The sequence below is a fragment of the Enterobacter sp. RHBSTW-00994 genome, assembly GCF_013782625.1.
Taxonomy (GTDB): Bacteria; Pseudomonadota; Gammaproteobacteria; order Enterobacterales; family Enterobacteriaceae; genus Enterobacter.
In genome coordinates this window covers 4,070,360-4,085,160 of record NZ_CP056199.1, presented here as the reverse complement: position 1 = coordinate 4,085,160, position 14,801 = coordinate 4,070,360, and the positions used below count along the sequence as shown (strand labels likewise).

16 protein-coding genes are annotated in these 14,801 nt (G+C 51.3%); 9 read left to right on the top strand and 7 right to left on the bottom strand.

The features are described 5' to 3' along the window. Positions 1-6: 6 nt before the first annotated feature. On the bottom strand, positions 7-1,170 hold the full coding sequence (gene yqhD / locus HV346_RS19440; RefSeq protein ID WP_181620808.1) for an alcohol dehydrogenase: 1,164 nt from the start codon (positions 1,168-1,170) through the stop codon (positions 7-9). A gap of 193 nt (positions 1,171-1,363) precedes the next feature. Here yqhD and HV346_RS19435 point away from each other — a divergent pair, with 193 nt between their 5' ends. Next, complete coding sequence (locus HV346_RS19435) at positions 1,364-2,263, top strand: AraC family transcriptional regulator (protein ID WP_181623834.1); 900 nt, start codon at positions 1,364-1,366, stop codon at positions 2,261-2,263. 48 nt (positions 2,264-2,311) lie between these two features. Here the strand turns inward: HV346_RS19435 and yghB are convergent, their stop codons facing one another. Together yghB and metC are read right to left on the bottom strand one after the other, a co-directional pair. After that, positions 2,312-2,971: a DedA family general envelope maintenance protein YghB gene (yghB, locus tag HV346_RS19430; RefSeq protein WP_181620807.1), complete on the bottom strand. Its 660-nt coding sequence runs from the start codon at positions 2,969-2,971 to the stop codon at positions 2,312-2,314. 143 nt (positions 2,972-3,114) lie between these two features. After that, a complete protein-coding gene (gene metC, locus HV346_RS19425) occupies positions 3,115-4,302 on the bottom strand; it encodes a cystathionine beta-lyase (RefSeq protein WP_181620806.1) in 1,188 nt (395 codons plus the stop codon). A 251-nt stretch (positions 4,303-4,553) separates the two neighbouring features. On the opposite strand from metC, the gene exbB reads away from it, so the two are divergent. The 3 genes from exbB to HV346_RS19410 all read left to right on the top strand — a co-directional run bounded on the left by exbB (position 4,554) and on the right by HV346_RS19410 (position 7,447). Beyond that, entirely contained in the window at positions 4,554-5,285 is a 732-nt protein-coding gene (gene exbB, locus HV346_RS19420; protein WP_181620805.1) for a tol-pal system-associated acyl-CoA thioesterase, read from the top strand. 4 nt (positions 5,286-5,289) lie between these two features. Further along, positions 5,290-5,715: a TonB system transport protein ExbD gene (exbD, locus tag HV346_RS19415; protein ID WP_181620804.1), complete on the top strand. Its 426-nt coding sequence runs from the start codon at positions 5,290-5,292 to the stop codon at positions 5,713-5,715. Positions 5,716-5,995: 280 nt separating this feature from the next. Continuing rightward, entirely contained in the window at positions 5,996-7,447 is a 1,452-nt protein-coding gene (locus tag HV346_RS19410) for a methyl-accepting chemotaxis protein (RefSeq protein ID WP_181620803.1), read from the top strand. Here the strand turns inward: HV346_RS19410 and HV346_RS19405 are convergent. Together HV346_RS19405 and HV346_RS19400 are read right to left on the bottom strand one after the other, a co-directional pair. Further along, entirely contained in the window at positions 7,444-7,878 is a 435-nt protein-coding gene (locus HV346_RS19405; protein WP_181620802.1) for a cytoplasmic protein, read from the bottom strand. The two genes, HV346_RS19410 and HV346_RS19405, sit on opposite strands and share 4 nt — an antisense overlap. A 1-nt stretch (position 7,879) precedes the next feature. Then, a complete protein-coding gene (locus HV346_RS19400) occupies positions 7,880-8,284 on the bottom strand; it encodes a hypothetical protein (RefSeq protein WP_181620801.1) in 405 nt (134 codons plus the stop codon). Between the two features lie 102 nt (positions 8,285-8,386). On the opposite strand from HV346_RS19400, the gene HV346_RS19395 reads away from it, so the two are divergent. Both HV346_RS19395 and HV346_RS19390 read left to right on the top strand, forming a co-directional pair. Next, complete coding sequence (locus tag HV346_RS19395) at positions 8,387-8,890, top strand: RNA helicase (protein ID WP_181620800.1); 504 nt, start codon at positions 8,387-8,389, stop codon at positions 8,888-8,890. A gap of 81 nt (positions 8,891-8,971) precedes the next feature. Further along, positions 8,972-9,460, top strand: a complete 489-nt coding sequence (locus HV346_RS19390) for a TIGR00645 family protein (RefSeq protein WP_181620799.1) — start codon at positions 8,972-8,974, stop codon at positions 9,458-9,460. Between the two features lie 64 nt (positions 9,461-9,524). On the opposite strand, the gene HV346_RS19385 is transcribed toward HV346_RS19390, so the two are convergent. Then, the gene (locus tag HV346_RS19385) at positions 9,525-10,565 is read right to left on the bottom strand and encodes an aldo/keto reductase (RefSeq protein ID WP_181620798.1); all 1,041 of its coding nucleotides are present in this window, start codon (positions 10,563-10,565) and stop codon (positions 9,525-9,527) included. An 82-nt stretch (positions 10,566-10,647) separates the two neighbouring features. Here HV346_RS19385 and yghX point away from each other — a divergent pair, with 82 nt between their 5' ends. From yghX to HV346_RS19370, 3 genes are all read left to right on the top strand, one after another. Further along, positions 10,648-11,535 carry a YghX family hydrolase gene (gene yghX / locus HV346_RS19380; RefSeq protein ID WP_181620797.1) on the top strand — a complete coding sequence of 296 codons (888 nt, stop codon included), beginning with the start codon at positions 10,648-10,650 and terminating at the stop codon, positions 11,533-11,535. A gap of 113 nt (positions 11,536-11,648) precedes the next feature. After that, positions 11,649-13,286 (top strand): methyl-accepting chemotaxis protein, encoded by a 1,638-nt coding sequence (locus tag HV346_RS19375; RefSeq protein WP_181620796.1) that lies wholly within the window; start codon positions 11,649-11,651, stop codon positions 13,284-13,286. A 102-nt stretch (positions 13,287-13,388) separates the two neighbouring features. Further along, the gene (locus HV346_RS19370; protein ID WP_181620795.1) at positions 13,389-13,676 is read left to right on the top strand and encodes a DUF2623 family protein; all 288 of its coding nucleotides are present in this window, start codon (positions 13,389-13,391) and stop codon (positions 13,674-13,676) included. Positions 13,677-13,679: 3 nt separating this feature from the next. Here HV346_RS19370 and HV346_RS19365 read toward each other — a convergent pair whose 3' ends face one another. Further along, on the bottom strand, positions 13,680-14,663 hold the full coding sequence (locus HV346_RS19365) for a sensor domain-containing diguanylate cyclase (RefSeq protein ID WP_181620794.1): 984 nt from the start codon (positions 14,661-14,663) through the stop codon (positions 13,680-13,682). Positions 14,664-14,801: the final 138 nt, after the last annotated feature.

Here is a 14,801-nt window from a genome sequence, read left to right as displayed (position 1 = left end):
AAACGCTTATCGTGCCGCTTCGTAGATACGACGGCTCACGTCCAGCGTGATGTCGCCGTGTTCGCCCAACTGGGTCATACCGTGCTCTTCCAGTTTGGCCAACAGCGCAGGAATGGAGCTGCCATCCAGACCATAACCTGACAGGCGAGTCGGAACGCCAAGCCCTTCAAAGAAGTTACGTGTTGCTTCGATAGCGGCATCAATACGTGCATCGTCAGAACCTTCGGTGATGTTCCAGACGCGTTCAGCATATTGCAGCAGTTTGGCGCGTTTGGTGTCACGTTTTTCGTTCCACAATGCAGGCAGAACTACCGCCAGCGTTTGCGCGTGATCCAGACCATGCATCGCGGTCAGTTCGTGGCCCAGCATATGGGTTGCCCAGTCCTGGGGTACACCTGCACCAATCAGGCCGTTCAGTGCCTGTGTTGCCGCCCACATCACGTTGGCACGTACATCGTAGTTTTCAGGTTCTTTCAGCGCTTTCGGACCATCTTCGACCAGGGTCAGCAGAATGCCTTCCGCGAAACGATCCTGAATTTTACCGTCAACCGGGTAAGTCACGTACTGCTCAACGGTGTGAACAAAGGCATCAACAACACCGTTTGCAACCTGGCGTGGAGGCAGGGTGTAGGTGTAAACCGGGTCCAGGATCGCGAAGACTGGCTGGACGTGATCGTTCATAAAGGCCTGTTTGTCGCCCGTCGTTTTACGAGAGATCACCGCGCCTTTGTTGGATTCGGAACCGGTGGCTGGCAGGGTCAGTACGGAACCCATTGGGATCGCGCTTTTAATGTCGCTACCGCGGGTTTCCAGGATATGCCATGGGTCAACACCATCAGCGTAGTGTGCTGCTGCAGCGATAAATTTTGTCCCGTCGAGCACAGAGCCGCCGCCAACAGCCAGCAGGAAGGTGATCTTCTCTTCACGGGCAATGTTGACTGCATTCATCAACGTTTCGTAAGACGGGTTTGGCTCGATGCCGCCAAACTCACGCACATCCAGACCTTCCAGAGCGCTGTAGACCTGATCCAGTACGCCGGTTTTTTTCACGCTGCCGCCGCCGTAAGTGATCAGCACGCGGGCATCTGCGGGGATTTGATCGCGCAGATCAGAGATTGCACCTTTACCAAACAAAATGCGGGTTGGGGTGTGGAGATTAAAGTTGTTCATTGCTCGTTCCCTTATGTGGGTGAAAAATCGTGGCCAGCCGGGGCTGCCTGATGGTGCTCATTGTGGCGATTGAACGCCATCCTCTCAATGCACATTCCTGCCAATGTCTTGCCCATTTCTACAGAGGACTGGAGAAAAAACGAAAACCTGCGCACACTGTAAACGTCAGAAACCGTACCTGGAGTCAGTGAAGATGAACCGTGAAGAGATTTGCCTGCAGCTCACAGAACAAATTAATAGATTGAAAAATAAAGAAAACAACCTCAGTGAGTTATTGCCTGATGTTCGTCTGCTGTACGGCACTCAGCCAGGCACACGTACGCCGGTGATGTACCAGCCTGGCATCGTTTTTCTCTTCTCTGGCCATAAAATTGGCTATATCAATGACCGTGTCTTTCGCTACGACACCAATGAGTATCTGCTTCTGACAGTACCTTTACCTTTTGAATGCGAAACTTTCGCGACAGAAGCGGTTCCCCTGGCGGGTATTCGGTTAAACGTTGATATTCTCCAGTTACAGGAACTGTTGATGGAAATTGGTGAGGACGAACTGTTCCAGCCCTCGATGGCCGCAAGCGGTATTAACTCCGCGACGTTATCCGATGAGATCCTCTGCGCCATTGAGCGCCTGTTGGATGTCATGGACAGGCCGCTGGATGCCCGTATTCTGGGTAAGCAGATTATCCGTGAAATTCTCTTCCATGTACTGCTGGGGCCGGGTGGTGGCGCGCTGTTGGCGCTGGTTAGCCGTCAGACACACTTCAGTCTGATAAGTCGTGTGCTCAAACGCATTGAAAGCCAGTACACGGAAAACCTTAGTGTTGATCAACTGGCTTCTGAGGCGAACATGAGCGTATCGGCGTTCCATCATAATTTTAAGTCAGTCACCAGCACATCGCCGCTGCAATATCTCAAAACATACCGGTTGCATAAGGCGCGCATGTTGATGGTCCATGACGGGATGAAAGCCAGTGCTGCTGCCATGCGGGTGGGTTACGAAAGCGCTTCGCAATTTAGCCGGGAGTTTAAGCGCTACTTTGGCGTGACGCCGGGGGAAGATGCAACAAGGATCAGAGCGATGCAGGGGGCTTAAGAACGTGATCCCCTCTCCTGGTGGGAGAGGGGATAGAAAGGGGAGTTATCAGGCGCTGCAATATTTCTTTTTGATCACTACGGCGATGGTTCCAACCAGTCCGGCAACCAACAAGAACATCGGCAGGATCATCAGGAAGGTCATGACCTGATCTTCATGATGCTTCACAAACGGGATCATGTTCAACGCGTAACCCAATGACGTCACCACGGTGACCCACAGCAGGGCACTCAGCCAGTTGAAGAACTGGAAGCGACGATTAGACAGCCCGGAAATACCGGCCATTGTTGGCAGAAGGGTTCGAATAAATGCCAGAAAACGGCCCGCCAGCAACGCAAGCAAACCATGTCTGTCAAACATGCAGGTGGCGCGTTGATGGTATTTATGAGGGAGCTGCGCCAACCAGCTTTTCACCAGGCGAGTATTGCCGAGCCAGCGGCCCTGCAAATAGCTCAACCAGCAGCCAAGGCTGGCGGCAGACGTGAGGATCAGCATCGTTGGAGTGAAGTCCATTACCCCTTTCCCGATGAGCGCTCCCGCGAGCAAAAGCAGGCTGTCGCCGGGTAAAAATGAGGCTGGCAGTAGTCCATTTTCCAGAAACAGGGTTGCGAACATCACGAAATAGACAATCCCCACGACATGTGGGTCTGCCAGCGCGGCAAAATCGTGTTGCCAGAGCGCTGTGATAATATCTTGAATAACAGCCATGGACTTTCCTGTGGAACAGCAGATATGCAGCTATTGTACTCCCAATTTCGCCCGTCTGGTTTGATCGCGGGCGCATCTCGTGCAGACTTTTCTGCATGCGGTGTTCACAAATGAATCCAGGGAGTACATTTTCAGCCTGCACTCTACACGATACGTTCAAATCCTGCCGCTAAATCCGCAATCAGATCGTCAACATTTTCTAAACCAATATGCAGACGGATCAGGGTTCCTGTGAAGTCCACTTCGCCGCCTGGACGGAGCGCCGCAATTTGCTCTGGCTGATTAGGTAAAATCAGTGATTCGAAACCGCCCCAGGAGTAAGCCATGCTGAAGAGCGTAAAGTTATCCAGATAGCTTGCGAGTTCTTCATTGCTGAGGCGTTTTTTCAGAACAAACGAGAACAACCCGCTACTGCCTGTAAAGTCGCGTTGCCAGAACTCATGGCCTTTGCTGCCTGGCAGCGCAGGGTGATTGACGCGTTCAACCTGAGGGTGCTCGGCTAACCACTCAGCAACGCTCAGACTGCTTTCATGATGCTGGCGCAGGCGCACGCCGAGCGTACGGATACCGCGGCTGGTCATATAGGCCGTATCGGCATCGACCATTTGTCCCATCAGATAGGCATTCTCACGCAGTTGATCCCAGCAGCGAGCGTTGGAAACCGCAGTGCCAATCATGCCATCGGAGTGGCCAATCAGGTACTTTGTTGCCGCCTGAATGGAGATATCGATATCAAATTCCAGCGCCTTAAACAGCACGCCTGCCGCCCAGGTGTTGTCGATCATGATAATGGCTTCTGGCGCTTTGCTGCGCACAGCTTTCACGATCGCGGGGACGTCGTGAACTTCCATGGTGATAGAGCCAGGCGATTCCAGGAACACAATGCGCGTGTTTGGCTGAATAAGGTCTGCGATACCTTCGCCGATCAGCGGATCAAACCAGCCGGTGGTGACGCCGAGCTTGCTGAGGATTTTGGTGCAGAAATCCTGGCTTGGTTCATAGGCCGTGTTGGTCATCAGAATGTGATCACCCTGTTCCACAAAAGCCAGAATGGTATTGGCAACGGCCGCTGCACCGCAGGGGAACAGCGCGCAGCCCACACCGCCTTCCAGTTCACACATCGCTTCTTGCAGCGAAAAATGGGTCAGCGTGCCGCGACGGCCGTAAAACAGACCGCCTTTGGCGCGGTTACGCGTGGCGATTTTTTTGTCTTCAACGGTATCAAACACCAGCGAAGAGGCGCGCTGGATCACGCTATTAACCGAGCCCTGCGTATATTTTTTACTGCGCCCAGCCTGCACAAGCGTGGTATCAAGATGCTTTTTTGTCATGTTTGCCAACCCTGTTTTTATACGTCTGGACGTCCAGACTACCACGATTGTAAAAATGTGCACTTGGATGCTTATCGAATAAGCAGAAAATATTATGAAAAATACGCATAAGAAATTTTTACTGCGTAAGCGCAAGGAAAGTGAGCGGAATTTACGGCAGTATGTAAATACTAATGAGAACTACTATCAATTCGACGTCGTTTTGATATTATTACGCTCAGATTTTGTGATTTGCGTCCTGGAGATACAGAGTGGGTAATAATTTGATGCAGACGGATCTCTCCGTCTGGGGCATGTATCAGCATGCTGACATCGTGGTTAAGATTGTGATGATCGGCCTGATTCTGGCGTCCGTGATCACCTGGGCTATTTTCTTCAGCAAGAGCGTAGAGCTTATTTCTCAGAAGCGTCGCCTTAAGCGCGAGCAGCAGCAACTGGCAGAAGCCCGCTCTCTGGATCAGGCGTCTGACTTCACGTCATCCTTCCACGCGAAAAGCCTTACAACCCTTTTAGTGAACGAAGCGCAGAACGAGCTGGAGCTCTCTGCAGGCAGTGAAGATAACGAAGGTATTAAAGAGCGTACCGGTTTCCGTCTGGAGCGTCGTGTTGCGGCTGTAGGCCGTCATATGGGACGCGGTAACGGTTATCTGGCGACTATCGGGGCGATCTCTCCGTTTGTCGGCTTGTTTGGTACGGTCTGGGGCATTATGAACAGCTTTATCGGTATTGCTCAGACTCAAACCACCAACCTCGCGGTGGTTGCGCCAGGTATCGCTGAAGCGTTGCTGGCAACGGCGATTGGCCTGGTTGCAGCAATTCCTGCGGTAGTTATCTACAACATCTTCGCGCGTATGATCGGTAGCTATAAAGCCACTCTCGGTGACGTTGCTGCGCAGGTTCTGCTGCTGCAAAGCCGTGATCTGGATCTGAATGCCAGTTCTGTTAAACCCGTGCATTCTGCGTCCAAACTGCGTGTAGGCTGATTCTATGGCAATGCGTCTTAATGAAAATCTGGACGATAACGGTGAAATGCATGAAATCAACGTGACGCCGTTTATCGATGTCATGCTGGTTCTGCTGATTATCTTCATGGTCGCCGCGCCTCTGGCGACAGTTGACGTGAAGGTCAATCTGCCTGCGTCATCCAGTCAGCCGCAGCCGCGTCCGGAAAAACCAATCTACTTGTCAGTGAAAGCCGATAAGTCCATGTTCCTGGGGAACGATCCGGTAACAGATGAATCGGTTATTCCGGCTCTGGACACGCTGACGGGCGGTAAGAAAGACACAACCGTCTTCTTCCGGGCGGATAAAACTGTCGATTATGAAACCATGATGAGGGTAATGGACACGCTGCATCAGGCGGGCTACCTGAAGATTGGTCTGGTTGGCGAAGAGAAAGCGACCGCAAAATAACGAAGAAAAGCTGGCGAAAGCCAGCTTTTTTGTTTGTCATCCGTCACCGTTTCCACTCTATTACCCGCATTAAGCCCCCTCTCATTACGGTTATTTCCCTACGGTAGAAAAAATAAATAATCCATTGATAGTTAAGCTGATATTAAATTAATTTCATCCCGAAAGAATATATCTTCTGCAGGAATGGCATCGCGGAATATACCCACTACGCTTAAGCCAGATAATAATAATATTCCTTCTTCTGAAGGGCGTATTTCACCTGCACAGCATGAGAAACTCTATGGCGATGATGACATGGCTGCACCCGCATGCACCTCAACACGAACTCATCTCTCTGGCTGCAATACGACAGCGTGCTGACCGGTTAATGTTGGTACTGATAGGGGGCATGTGGGGTGTTTCACTGGGGATCGGTTACATGAATGACGGTGTGTCACTGGCCTTAAGTATGGGCACTCTCTTACTTGTTCTTTCGCTGGCGCTAGCCCTGCTATTTCCAGGTACATTGCTGTTACGTCTGAGTTTTGCCGTGATACTGATGGCCTGGTCTGCACTGATCATTCAGTTGGGTAATGGCGACAGCGAGTACCATTTTTCGGTGTTTGTGTTGCTCTCGGCCCTCCTGGCCTGGCGCGACTGGCGTCCGTTACTGATGGGGGCGGCTGCGATTGCCGTTCATCATCTGGTGTTTAATTACCTGCAAGAGTATGGCCTGTTTGGTGTGGTGGTCTTTATGCACGCCGGGTTTCATATGGTGGTTTTTCACGGGTTATTTGTGGTGGTGCAAACGGCGATTCTGATCTTGCTTGCGGTTCGTATGGCGCAAGATGCACGCTCCGCCAGTGAAGTTGCAAAGCTTGCGGGCATTATTAATCGGGAACCTGGTTTTCTGACACTCGCCGCCGATATGCCCCCCACGCATTCTTCATTTGCCCGGACTTTCAGCCTGACGTTAGGCACGATGCGCAATACCCTGGAGCAGGTCAGCACAAACATCGGTCAGTTACTGGAAGCATCCAGGTCGTTGCGCCAGCGCAATCGGGCTCTCTCAGAGCGAACCGATCACCAGGCGACGTCGCTGGCGACGGCAGCCAGTGCGATGGAGCATCTCAATATGGTTGCCACGCAGACCAGCGACAAGGCGGCTCAGGTCAGAGAAATGGCATTAAGCGTGAGTGAGGTTGCAGATCAGGGCGGTGAGAATGTTCGTCAGGCGATTCGTGCCATGGAGCAGATCCACGAGGAGTCACGACGTATTTACGACATTCTGGAGCTGATCGATGGAATTACGTTTCAGACTAATATTCTGTCTCTGAATGCCTCTGTCGAGGCGGCGCGTGCCGGAGAGCATGGCAAAGGGTTTGCCGTGGTTGCATCTGAGGTTCGCATGCTGGCACAGCGTAGCGAAGGGGCGGCAAAAGAGATTCGTCATCTCCTCACCACTTCAGAGCACACTACTCAGCACGGTGTGGAGCAGGTTGAACAGGCCGGTCTGACGATGAAATCCATTATTGAGAATGTCGAAGGGTTGCGTTCATTGCTGGAAGAGCTTTCGTTAATGAGTGAACAGCAGCGGGCAAGTATTACGCAGATGAATGGCAGTATCGCCAGTATTGACGCCAGTGTGCAGGAGAATGTGCGGCATGTCGCGCAAACATTGCAGGTTGCTGAAGAGCAACAGCAGCAGACAGGGCAGTTGAAAGAGGCAATAGCCGTGTTTCGATTTAATTAGCCTTGTGGGTTGGTTTTGGATTCACTGACCTCTTCATCCAGTGCGACGAAGGTGACATTAGAGGTGTGATACTCGCCCTCTGATAATTTACGGGTCAGTCGCAGGGTCGCGGTTTCTCTGGCCAGCAGGTATTGATAATTTGTTTCCAGGCGTCCCAGCAGCTTTTCTTTTAGATCAGGACGTTGTTCCATAATGGCATTAATCACTGCGCCATAAATCTCTTCTTTCACCTGTAAAGCATAAATTTCACGGCGATTCTGCCATTTCAGGCGTACCAGTGTGGCTGGTATCGATACCAGGTCTTGCGTAATACGGGTCATCTCGACATTTTTAGCGTTTTTCAACGCGTCGAGATTTTGCTTTAAGATAAACTCGTCACTTTTTTTGTCATCTAAAGTTAAATAAACGTTGTTATCTTCAACTTCCTTCACGTTAATCTTCCCCTAGGTTATAAAATATAGGGTTATTTTTTTCACGAGTAATAAGATTAAGCCAAATTTCATTACCCGCTTCATTTATTTCTTTAGTTTTTTCAGCCATTATTTGACTTAGTGTCTGGGCATCTATTTCACCTTCAGCCTGCAGATCCTCAAGAAGGTGAACAAAGGCTTCAATTTTTACAACACGGAATAAACGGTCTTTTATATGACGATCATGTTCTTCCAGCAACATATTACGGGATTTCCCCGTTCGGGAAACACCAATTAATATGTCGGACTCAAAATCGGAGAGTTTTCTTTTCCCCTGAGTGAAATTAGCCTCTTTTTCTGCTTCCGCCGACTGCTGTGCCACAGGCGCAATGTGGTACTTAGCCGGGACGAGATTGTCGGGCAGCATTTTAATTTCCTTTAATTTCAACAGGGTGGGGTTGGTAAAGGCGTGAGATTCGTTGACAATAACATGAGGCAATTTTAAAATCAAAAAAAATGGAGCCTACCCATGAACAGCATTTTTTTTACGGTCGTCACATTACTATTACTGACCGCTGGTGTTCTTTTATTGATGCATGAGTTCAATAAAACGAAAGTGTCGAAAGACGCCAGTGAACCTCTACAACCAGAACCTATGACTAAAGAGGAAGGGGAAGATCATTTTTCCGTTTTGATGAACTCGGTGACGCCCGTATGGTACTGGAGGGTGAATCACGAATATATCGACTTCCTTCACGCCACTATTAAGCGGATGAAGATGTCAGAAATTAATGACACGCCGGGGTTGTTTGAAGCTCAGCGTCGTTGCAGCGACCTGAATTCAGCAGTCTATAAATATTATGACAATATCAAAAAGCGCTGCCTTAACGGTGAGAAGGTGTCGTATTCTGATTTAGACGTATTAAACTTACGTCAATGTTTTCGCGAGTTTAGTCTGGAGGCGTATCCGGAACTGGTTGTGCTGGTGTGGCCAGAGTACGCGCGCCCAGAAATTAACCCTGATGACGTGTAGGTGTTTTGTTGGTTAGTTGTTGCAAACTGTTATCGCCGTTGAGATATACTGGGCGCTGGTTTCGTTTGCTGACAGGACTCTATGGAACGCTTTTTCGAAAACGCAATGTATGCCTCTCGTTGGATCTTGGCACCCGTTTATTTTGGCCTCTCACTGGCTCTGGTCGCGCTGACCATTAAGTTTTTCCAGGAAATTTTTCACGTCTTGCCCAACATTTTCTCTGTTGCCGAATCGGATCTGATTTTGGTGCTGCTGTCGCTGGTGGATATGACGCTGGTTGGTGGGTTACTGGTGATGGTGATGTTCTCCGGTTATGAGAACTTTGTTTCCCAGTTGGATATCGCCGAGCACAAAGAGAAGCTGAGCTGGCTGGGTAAAATGGATGCCACGTCGCTGAAGAACAAAGTTGCGGCATCCATCGTGGCAATTTCTTCCATTCATCTGTTACGCGTGTTTATGGATGCGAAGAATATCCCGGATAACAAACTGATGTGGTACGTGATTATCCACCTGACGTTTGTACTGTCGGCGTTTGTGATGGGGTATCTGGATAAGATCAGTAAGAAGTAATTTGCCCTCGCCCCTCAACCTAACCTCTCCCCAGTGAGGAGAGGGCGGGTGAGGGGAATATCACCTATTTATCCGACGACGCCTGCCACAAATTCAATTCTCCATCCGCGACATGCTGGTCAATTCTCATCAGCTCATCATCGGTGAAACGCAGGTTATTCAATGCCTGAACGTTCTCTTCCAGTTGTTCAGGACGGCTCGCGCCAATCAGCACTGACGTGACCCGCTCATCTTTCAGCAACCAGCTAAGTGCCATTTGCGCCATTGTCTGGTCGCGCGCATGTGCCATCTCATTGAGTAAGTGCAGGCTGTTCAGGTTGGCTTCAGTCAGCATTTTCTCTGTCAGACCACGTACCTTTTTGCCTTCGCGCTGCATCCGGGAACCATCAGGAATACCGTTCAGGTATTTCCCTGTCAGCAACCCCTGCGCCAGCGGCGTAAAGGCGATACAGCCAGTGCCGTTGGCCTCCAGCGTATCCAGTAACCCACTCTTATCCACCCAACGGTTCAGCAAGTTGTAGGATGGCTGATGAATAAGCAGCGGGATTTTCCACTCACGCAACAGGTCAGCCATTTTCTGAGTGCGTTCTGTCGAGTAGGACGAGATCCCCACGTACAATGCTTTGCCGCTTTGTACCGCTTGCGCCAGCGCAGAGGCAGTCTCTTCCATCGGCGTATTCTCATCCACGCGATGGGAATAGAAGATGTCGACATATTCCACACCCAGACGTTTCAGGCTCTGGTCGAGGCTGGCAAGCAGATATTTGCGTGATCCGCCAGACCCATAGGGCCCCGGCCACATGTCGTAACCTGCTTTGGTCGAAATCACCAGTTCATCGCGGTAGGCGGCGAAATCTTCACGCAGCAGACGGCCAAAATTCTCCTCGGCACTGCCCGCTGGTGGGCCATAGTTATTGGCGAGATCGAAATGGGTCATGCCCAGATCGAAGGCTTTGCGCAGCAATATGCGCTGGGAGTCGAGTGCCTGAACATGACCAAAACTGTGCCACAAGCCCAGTGACAGAGCGGGCAAGCGCAAACCACTTTTTCCACAGTATCGGTACTGCATGTTCTCATAGCGGCCGGAGTAGGGGTTCCAGGACATGATGTCTCCTTTCTTGTCGATGAATTTTCGAAACAGCGTTTTCATTCTATGCTTATCAAAACACAATTCATGGAGATAAGCGATGACACGCCTGACCGCCAAAGATTTTCCGCAAGAATTGCTTGATTACTATGATTATTACGCCCACGGCAAAATCACCAAACGTGAATTTCTCAACCTGGCGGCGCGGTATGCAGTCGGCGGGGTCACGGCACTGGCGCTGTTCAATATGCTTAAGCCTGACTATGCCCTGGCGGAGCAGGTGAAATTCACCGATCCGGATATTTTGCCGGAGTACATACATTACCCATCACCCGAGGGTCATGGCGAAGTCCGGGGTTATCTGGTGAAACCAGCCAAAGCCACAGGTAAAGTTCCTGCCGTGGTTGTGGTACACGAAAACCGTGGGCTGAATCCCTATATCGAAGATGTGGCGCGTCGAGTGGCCAAAGCCGGTTACATCGCGCTTGCGCCAGACGGTTTAAGCTCGGTTGGGGGTTATCCGGGAAACGATGAGGAGGGGAAAGCGTTACAGCAGAAGGTTGACCCGACAAAGCTGATGAATGATTTTTTCGCGGCGATTACGTTTATGCAAACGCATCCGAATGCGACCGGTAAGGTCGGGATCACCGGTTTTTGCTATGGCGGTGGTGTGGCTAACGCTTCAGCGGTGGCGTACCCGGAACTGGCGTGTGCCGTTCCCTTTTATGGCAGACAACCTCCGGCGGCAGACGTACCCAGAATTAAGGCTCCCATATTGCTGCACTACGCTGAGCTCGATAAAAATATTAACGATGGCTGGGCTACCTATGAAGCAGCTCTTAAATTGAACAATAAGGTTTACGAGGCGTATATCTATCCTGGTGTAAACCACGGATTTCACAACGATTCTACGCCAAGATACGATGAGGCCGCAGCAGGCCTGGCCTGGCAGCGAACGTTAAGCTGGTTTGAAAAATACCTGAGTTGATCGTTTTCCGTAATCAAAAAGAATCACAAAAGGTTATATTTTCCACAGCGCCTGCCGATAACGAGGGTAAGACTCGTCTCTGGACGTGTCTCCCTAACGGCAAGGAACACACTATGCAAATGCTTCGTAATTTTACGATTCGGTTCGTCATGTTGACGATTTTGGGTCTCTTTTGTTTGATGTGGGCAGGTGTAGGACTCTACAGCACCTGGTCACTTTCCAGGGTTACAGACGGTAACGAGGTTGACAGACAACTGGTTCAACAGATGACGATATTGAGCCAGGGTAACGATCAGTATTTTCGTTTTGTTACGCGTCTGAGTCGCGCGATGGAGGCCAAAGCGGCAGGCGGCACGCCGGATTTGGCTTCGGCCCAGCAGGCGCTGGATAACATGAGTAAGAAACTGGAACAGATGAAGTCCATCTCTCCAGGTCCTATGGATGAGCAGGTGTCCGCACAGGTGATTAGTAGCTGGCAGGCGTTGCTCGAACAGGGAATTACACCTCAGATGCAGCAAGCGCAACAAGGCTCACTTGAGGGATATCGCCAGCAAGCTAATAACGTGACGCCTCCACTGAGCCGTGCGTTTGGCGCTGCTGCTGAAAGCTTCAATACCGCAGCAGGGAATACGCTCGACAGCACCCGCGTGGTGGTTGACAGCCTGACCAGCATGACCCGGACGGTCATTATCACAGCCACCATTGTTGGTCTGCTGATCCTGCTGTTCACCGACCGTTATCTGGTCGCAATGCTGGTAAAACCGCTTGACCGTATTCGTGAACACTTCCGCAATATTGCGCAGGGCGATCTCAGCCAGCCGATTGTACCTTTTGGTCGCAACTGCGTGGGACAGCTCGTACCGCTGTTAAGTGCGATGCAGGATAGCCTGCGCGAAGCCGTTAGCACGATCCGTTCCGGTAGCGAAAATATCTGGCGCGGTGCGACGGAGATTTCGAGCGGTAACAACGATCTCTCTTCGCGAACCGAAGAGCAGGCCGCAGCGCTGGAAGAGACCGCCGCCAGCATGGAGCAACTGACGGCAACGGTGAAACTGAATGCTGAAAGCGCCCGTCAGGCAAGCCAGTTGGCAGATGTCGCTTCAACAACCGCCAGTCGTGGTGGCTCACTGGTGGACGACGTTGTCACCACTATGAGCGGTATCTCCGGCAGCTCGAAGAAAATTGCGGAAATCACCACCGTCATTAACAGCATTGCTTTCCAGACCAACATCCTGGCACTCAACGCTGCAGTAGAAGCGGCACGAGCCGGTGAACAGGGTCGCGGTTTCGCCGTGGTGGCCGGTGAAGTCCGGAATCTGGCGAGCCGCAGTGCGAATGCGGCAAAAGAGATCGAAGGGCTGATTGCTGATTCTGTTAACCGGGTGGAAGAGGGCGCTAAGCTGGTGAGTGACACGGGCACGACCATGGAAGCGATTCTGCGGGCTGTCACCGAAGTGACGACCATCATGAAGCAGATTGCGTCGGCATCCGAAGAGCAGAGCAAAGGCATTTCGCAGGTCGGTGTGGCGATTAGCCAGATGGACGGCGTCACCCAGCAAAACGCCTCGCTGGTGGAGCAGGTTTCTGCCGCGGCGTCAGCCCTGGAACGTCAGACGGAGGAGTTGCAGCGTTCAGTGCAAAAATTCCGTCTTTCTGCACAAGAGCCTCAAAGTGTGGTAGCCGCAACGCCCCTCAAGACGCCAGCCCGTGTCAAAACGGCAGGTGCGCCGGACGACTGGGTCTCCTTCTAAATTTCCCTCCTCTAAAGGCCGCCTTGTGCGGCCTTAAATAGCACTAGCCACCGCTCAAAATATCGCTATATAATTTACTATATAGCGATTGGGGGCATAACGATGGAAAACCATTTTGGTAAAGGACTGATGGCGGGGATGCACGCAGTGCAGGCTGATACCGCGAAAAATGTGGCGCATTTCTGTTCCGATTATAAGCGCGGATTTGTGCTGGGTTTTTCGCACCGCATGTTTGAGAAGACCGGCGATCGGCAACTTAGCGCGTGGGAAGCCGGTATTTTAACCCGCCGTTACGGGCTGGACAGAGACATGGTGATGGACTTCTTCCGGGAAAGTCACTCTAGTGCTGCGCTGCGTTATTTTATGGCGGGCTACCGTCTGGAAGGGTAAGTTTCAGTCATCTGTTCCGGTGCGGGAAATAGAGATCAGCGTTGAACCAATCGCCACACCGTTTTTCCCGGTGTGTTTAATCTGGTACATCGACTGATCGGCGCGCCTGAGTGCATTGACAAAATCATCCTGCCACTGCACCTCATCAATCCCAATCGAGGCGCCCACCCGCGCTTGCCCGTTATCCAGTTCGAAGGGCATCAGTGCTGCCCGCAGGCAACTGTGCGCTGCGCTATTCACCAGCAGACTGGAGAGCGGGAAAGGTAACAAGAGCACGAACTCATCGCCACCCAGACGACCGACGATACTCCCTTGCGGGCAGCTTTCGCGTAACCGATGGCTGAGCTGAATTAACAGTTCATCGCCGCTACGATGCCCAAAAGTATCGTTCACCGTTTTGAAATCATCCAGGTCAATAAATGCCACGCAGAGCGCCCCTGAATTTTTTAATGCCTCGAAATGTTTGACTAAGGCGTGACGGTTGGCAAGCCCGGTTAGCGGGTCGTGGTTGGCCAGCATGGCGAGTTGCTCTTCGTACTGCTTCTCTTTGGTCATATCAATATGGGTTCCGGTCACCTTAAGGGGGGTTCCGTGTTCATCCCATTCACTGACGCGACCCCGGTCCAGTACCCAGGTGATTTTGCCGTTTTTATGCTGCATCCGGTGCAGTGCTTCATAAAAAGGGGTTTTACCATGCAGGTGATCGTAGAAAGCATTCAGCACCATCTGCCTGTCATCAGGGTGCAAATGATCGCGCCAGACTTCAAACTGTGCGCTCAGCTCTTTCGGCTGATAACCGAGCATAGAGCCCCAGCGACGGTTATAGATAATCAACTTTCCCGTTGGTACGTCGAGCTGCCACAGGCACAAGCCCGTACCGTCCAGGGCTGCGCTGAGCTTACTACGGGCGTCACGCGCCAGCCTGGCAAGCCGGGCATTATGCTTTTTCAGATTCTGGATCTGCTGTTTCAGCGCCTGTTCTGACATGAGAATTTTCTTAAGAAAATAAGTGTGATTCTTGCCAGTTTAGTGGGTCGTTGTAAATACGATGTTGAAAAAAGAGAGTGATTTGCGATAAGGCGTGAAAATAGCGTTTTTACCGGGGGAAAGCCGTCTTTTCGGGGC

Excerpts from the sequence above, each read along its gene's own strand:
- yqhD (WP_181620808.1), bottom strand. The coding sequence starts at position 1,170 with ATGAACAACTTTAATCTCCACACCCCAACCCGCATTTTGTTTGGTAAA.
- HV346_RS19435 (WP_181623834.1), top strand. The coding sequence starts at position 1,364 with ATGAACCGTGAAGAGATTTGCCTGCAGCTCACAGAACAAATTAATAGA.
- yghB (WP_181620807.1), bottom strand. The coding sequence starts at position 2,971 with ATGGCTGTTATTCAAGATATTATCACAGCGCTCTGGCAACACGATTTT.
- metC (WP_181620806.1), bottom strand. The coding sequence starts at position 4,302 with ATGACAAAAAAGCATCTTGATACCACGCTTGTGCAGGCTGGGCGCAGT.
- exbD (WP_181620804.1), top strand. The coding sequence starts at position 5,290 with ATGGCAATGCGTCTTAATGAAAATCTGGACGATAACGGTGAAATGCAT.
- HV346_RS19410 (WP_181620803.1), top strand. The coding sequence starts at position 5,996 with ATGGCGATGATGACATGGCTGCACCCGCATGCACCTCAACACGAACTC.
- HV346_RS19400 (WP_181620801.1), bottom strand. The coding sequence starts at position 8,284 with ATGCTGCCCGACAATCTCGTCCCGGCTAAGTACCACATTGCGCCTGTG.
- HV346_RS19395 (WP_181620800.1), top strand. The coding sequence starts at position 8,387 with ATGAACAGCATTTTTTTTACGGTCGTCACATTACTATTACTGACCGCT.
- HV346_RS19390 (WP_181620799.1), top strand. The coding sequence starts at position 8,972 with ATGGAACGCTTTTTCGAAAACGCAATGTATGCCTCTCGTTGGATCTTG.
- HV346_RS19385 (WP_181620798.1), bottom strand. The coding sequence starts at position 10,565 with ATGTCCTGGAACCCCTACTCCGGCCGCTATGAGAACATGCAGTACCGA.
- yghX (WP_181620797.1), top strand. The coding sequence starts at position 10,648 with ATGACACGCCTGACCGCCAAAGATTTTCCGCAAGAATTGCTTGATTAC.
- HV346_RS19375 (WP_181620796.1), top strand. The coding sequence starts at position 11,649 with ATGCAAATGCTTCGTAATTTTACGATTCGGTTCGTCATGTTGACGATT.
- HV346_RS19370 (WP_181620795.1), top strand. The coding sequence starts at position 13,389 with ATGGAAAACCATTTTGGTAAAGGACTGATGGCGGGGATGCACGCAGTG.
- HV346_RS19365 (WP_181620794.1), bottom strand. The coding sequence starts at position 14,663 with ATGTCAGAACAGGCGCTGAAACAGCAGATCCAGAATCTGAAAAAGCAT.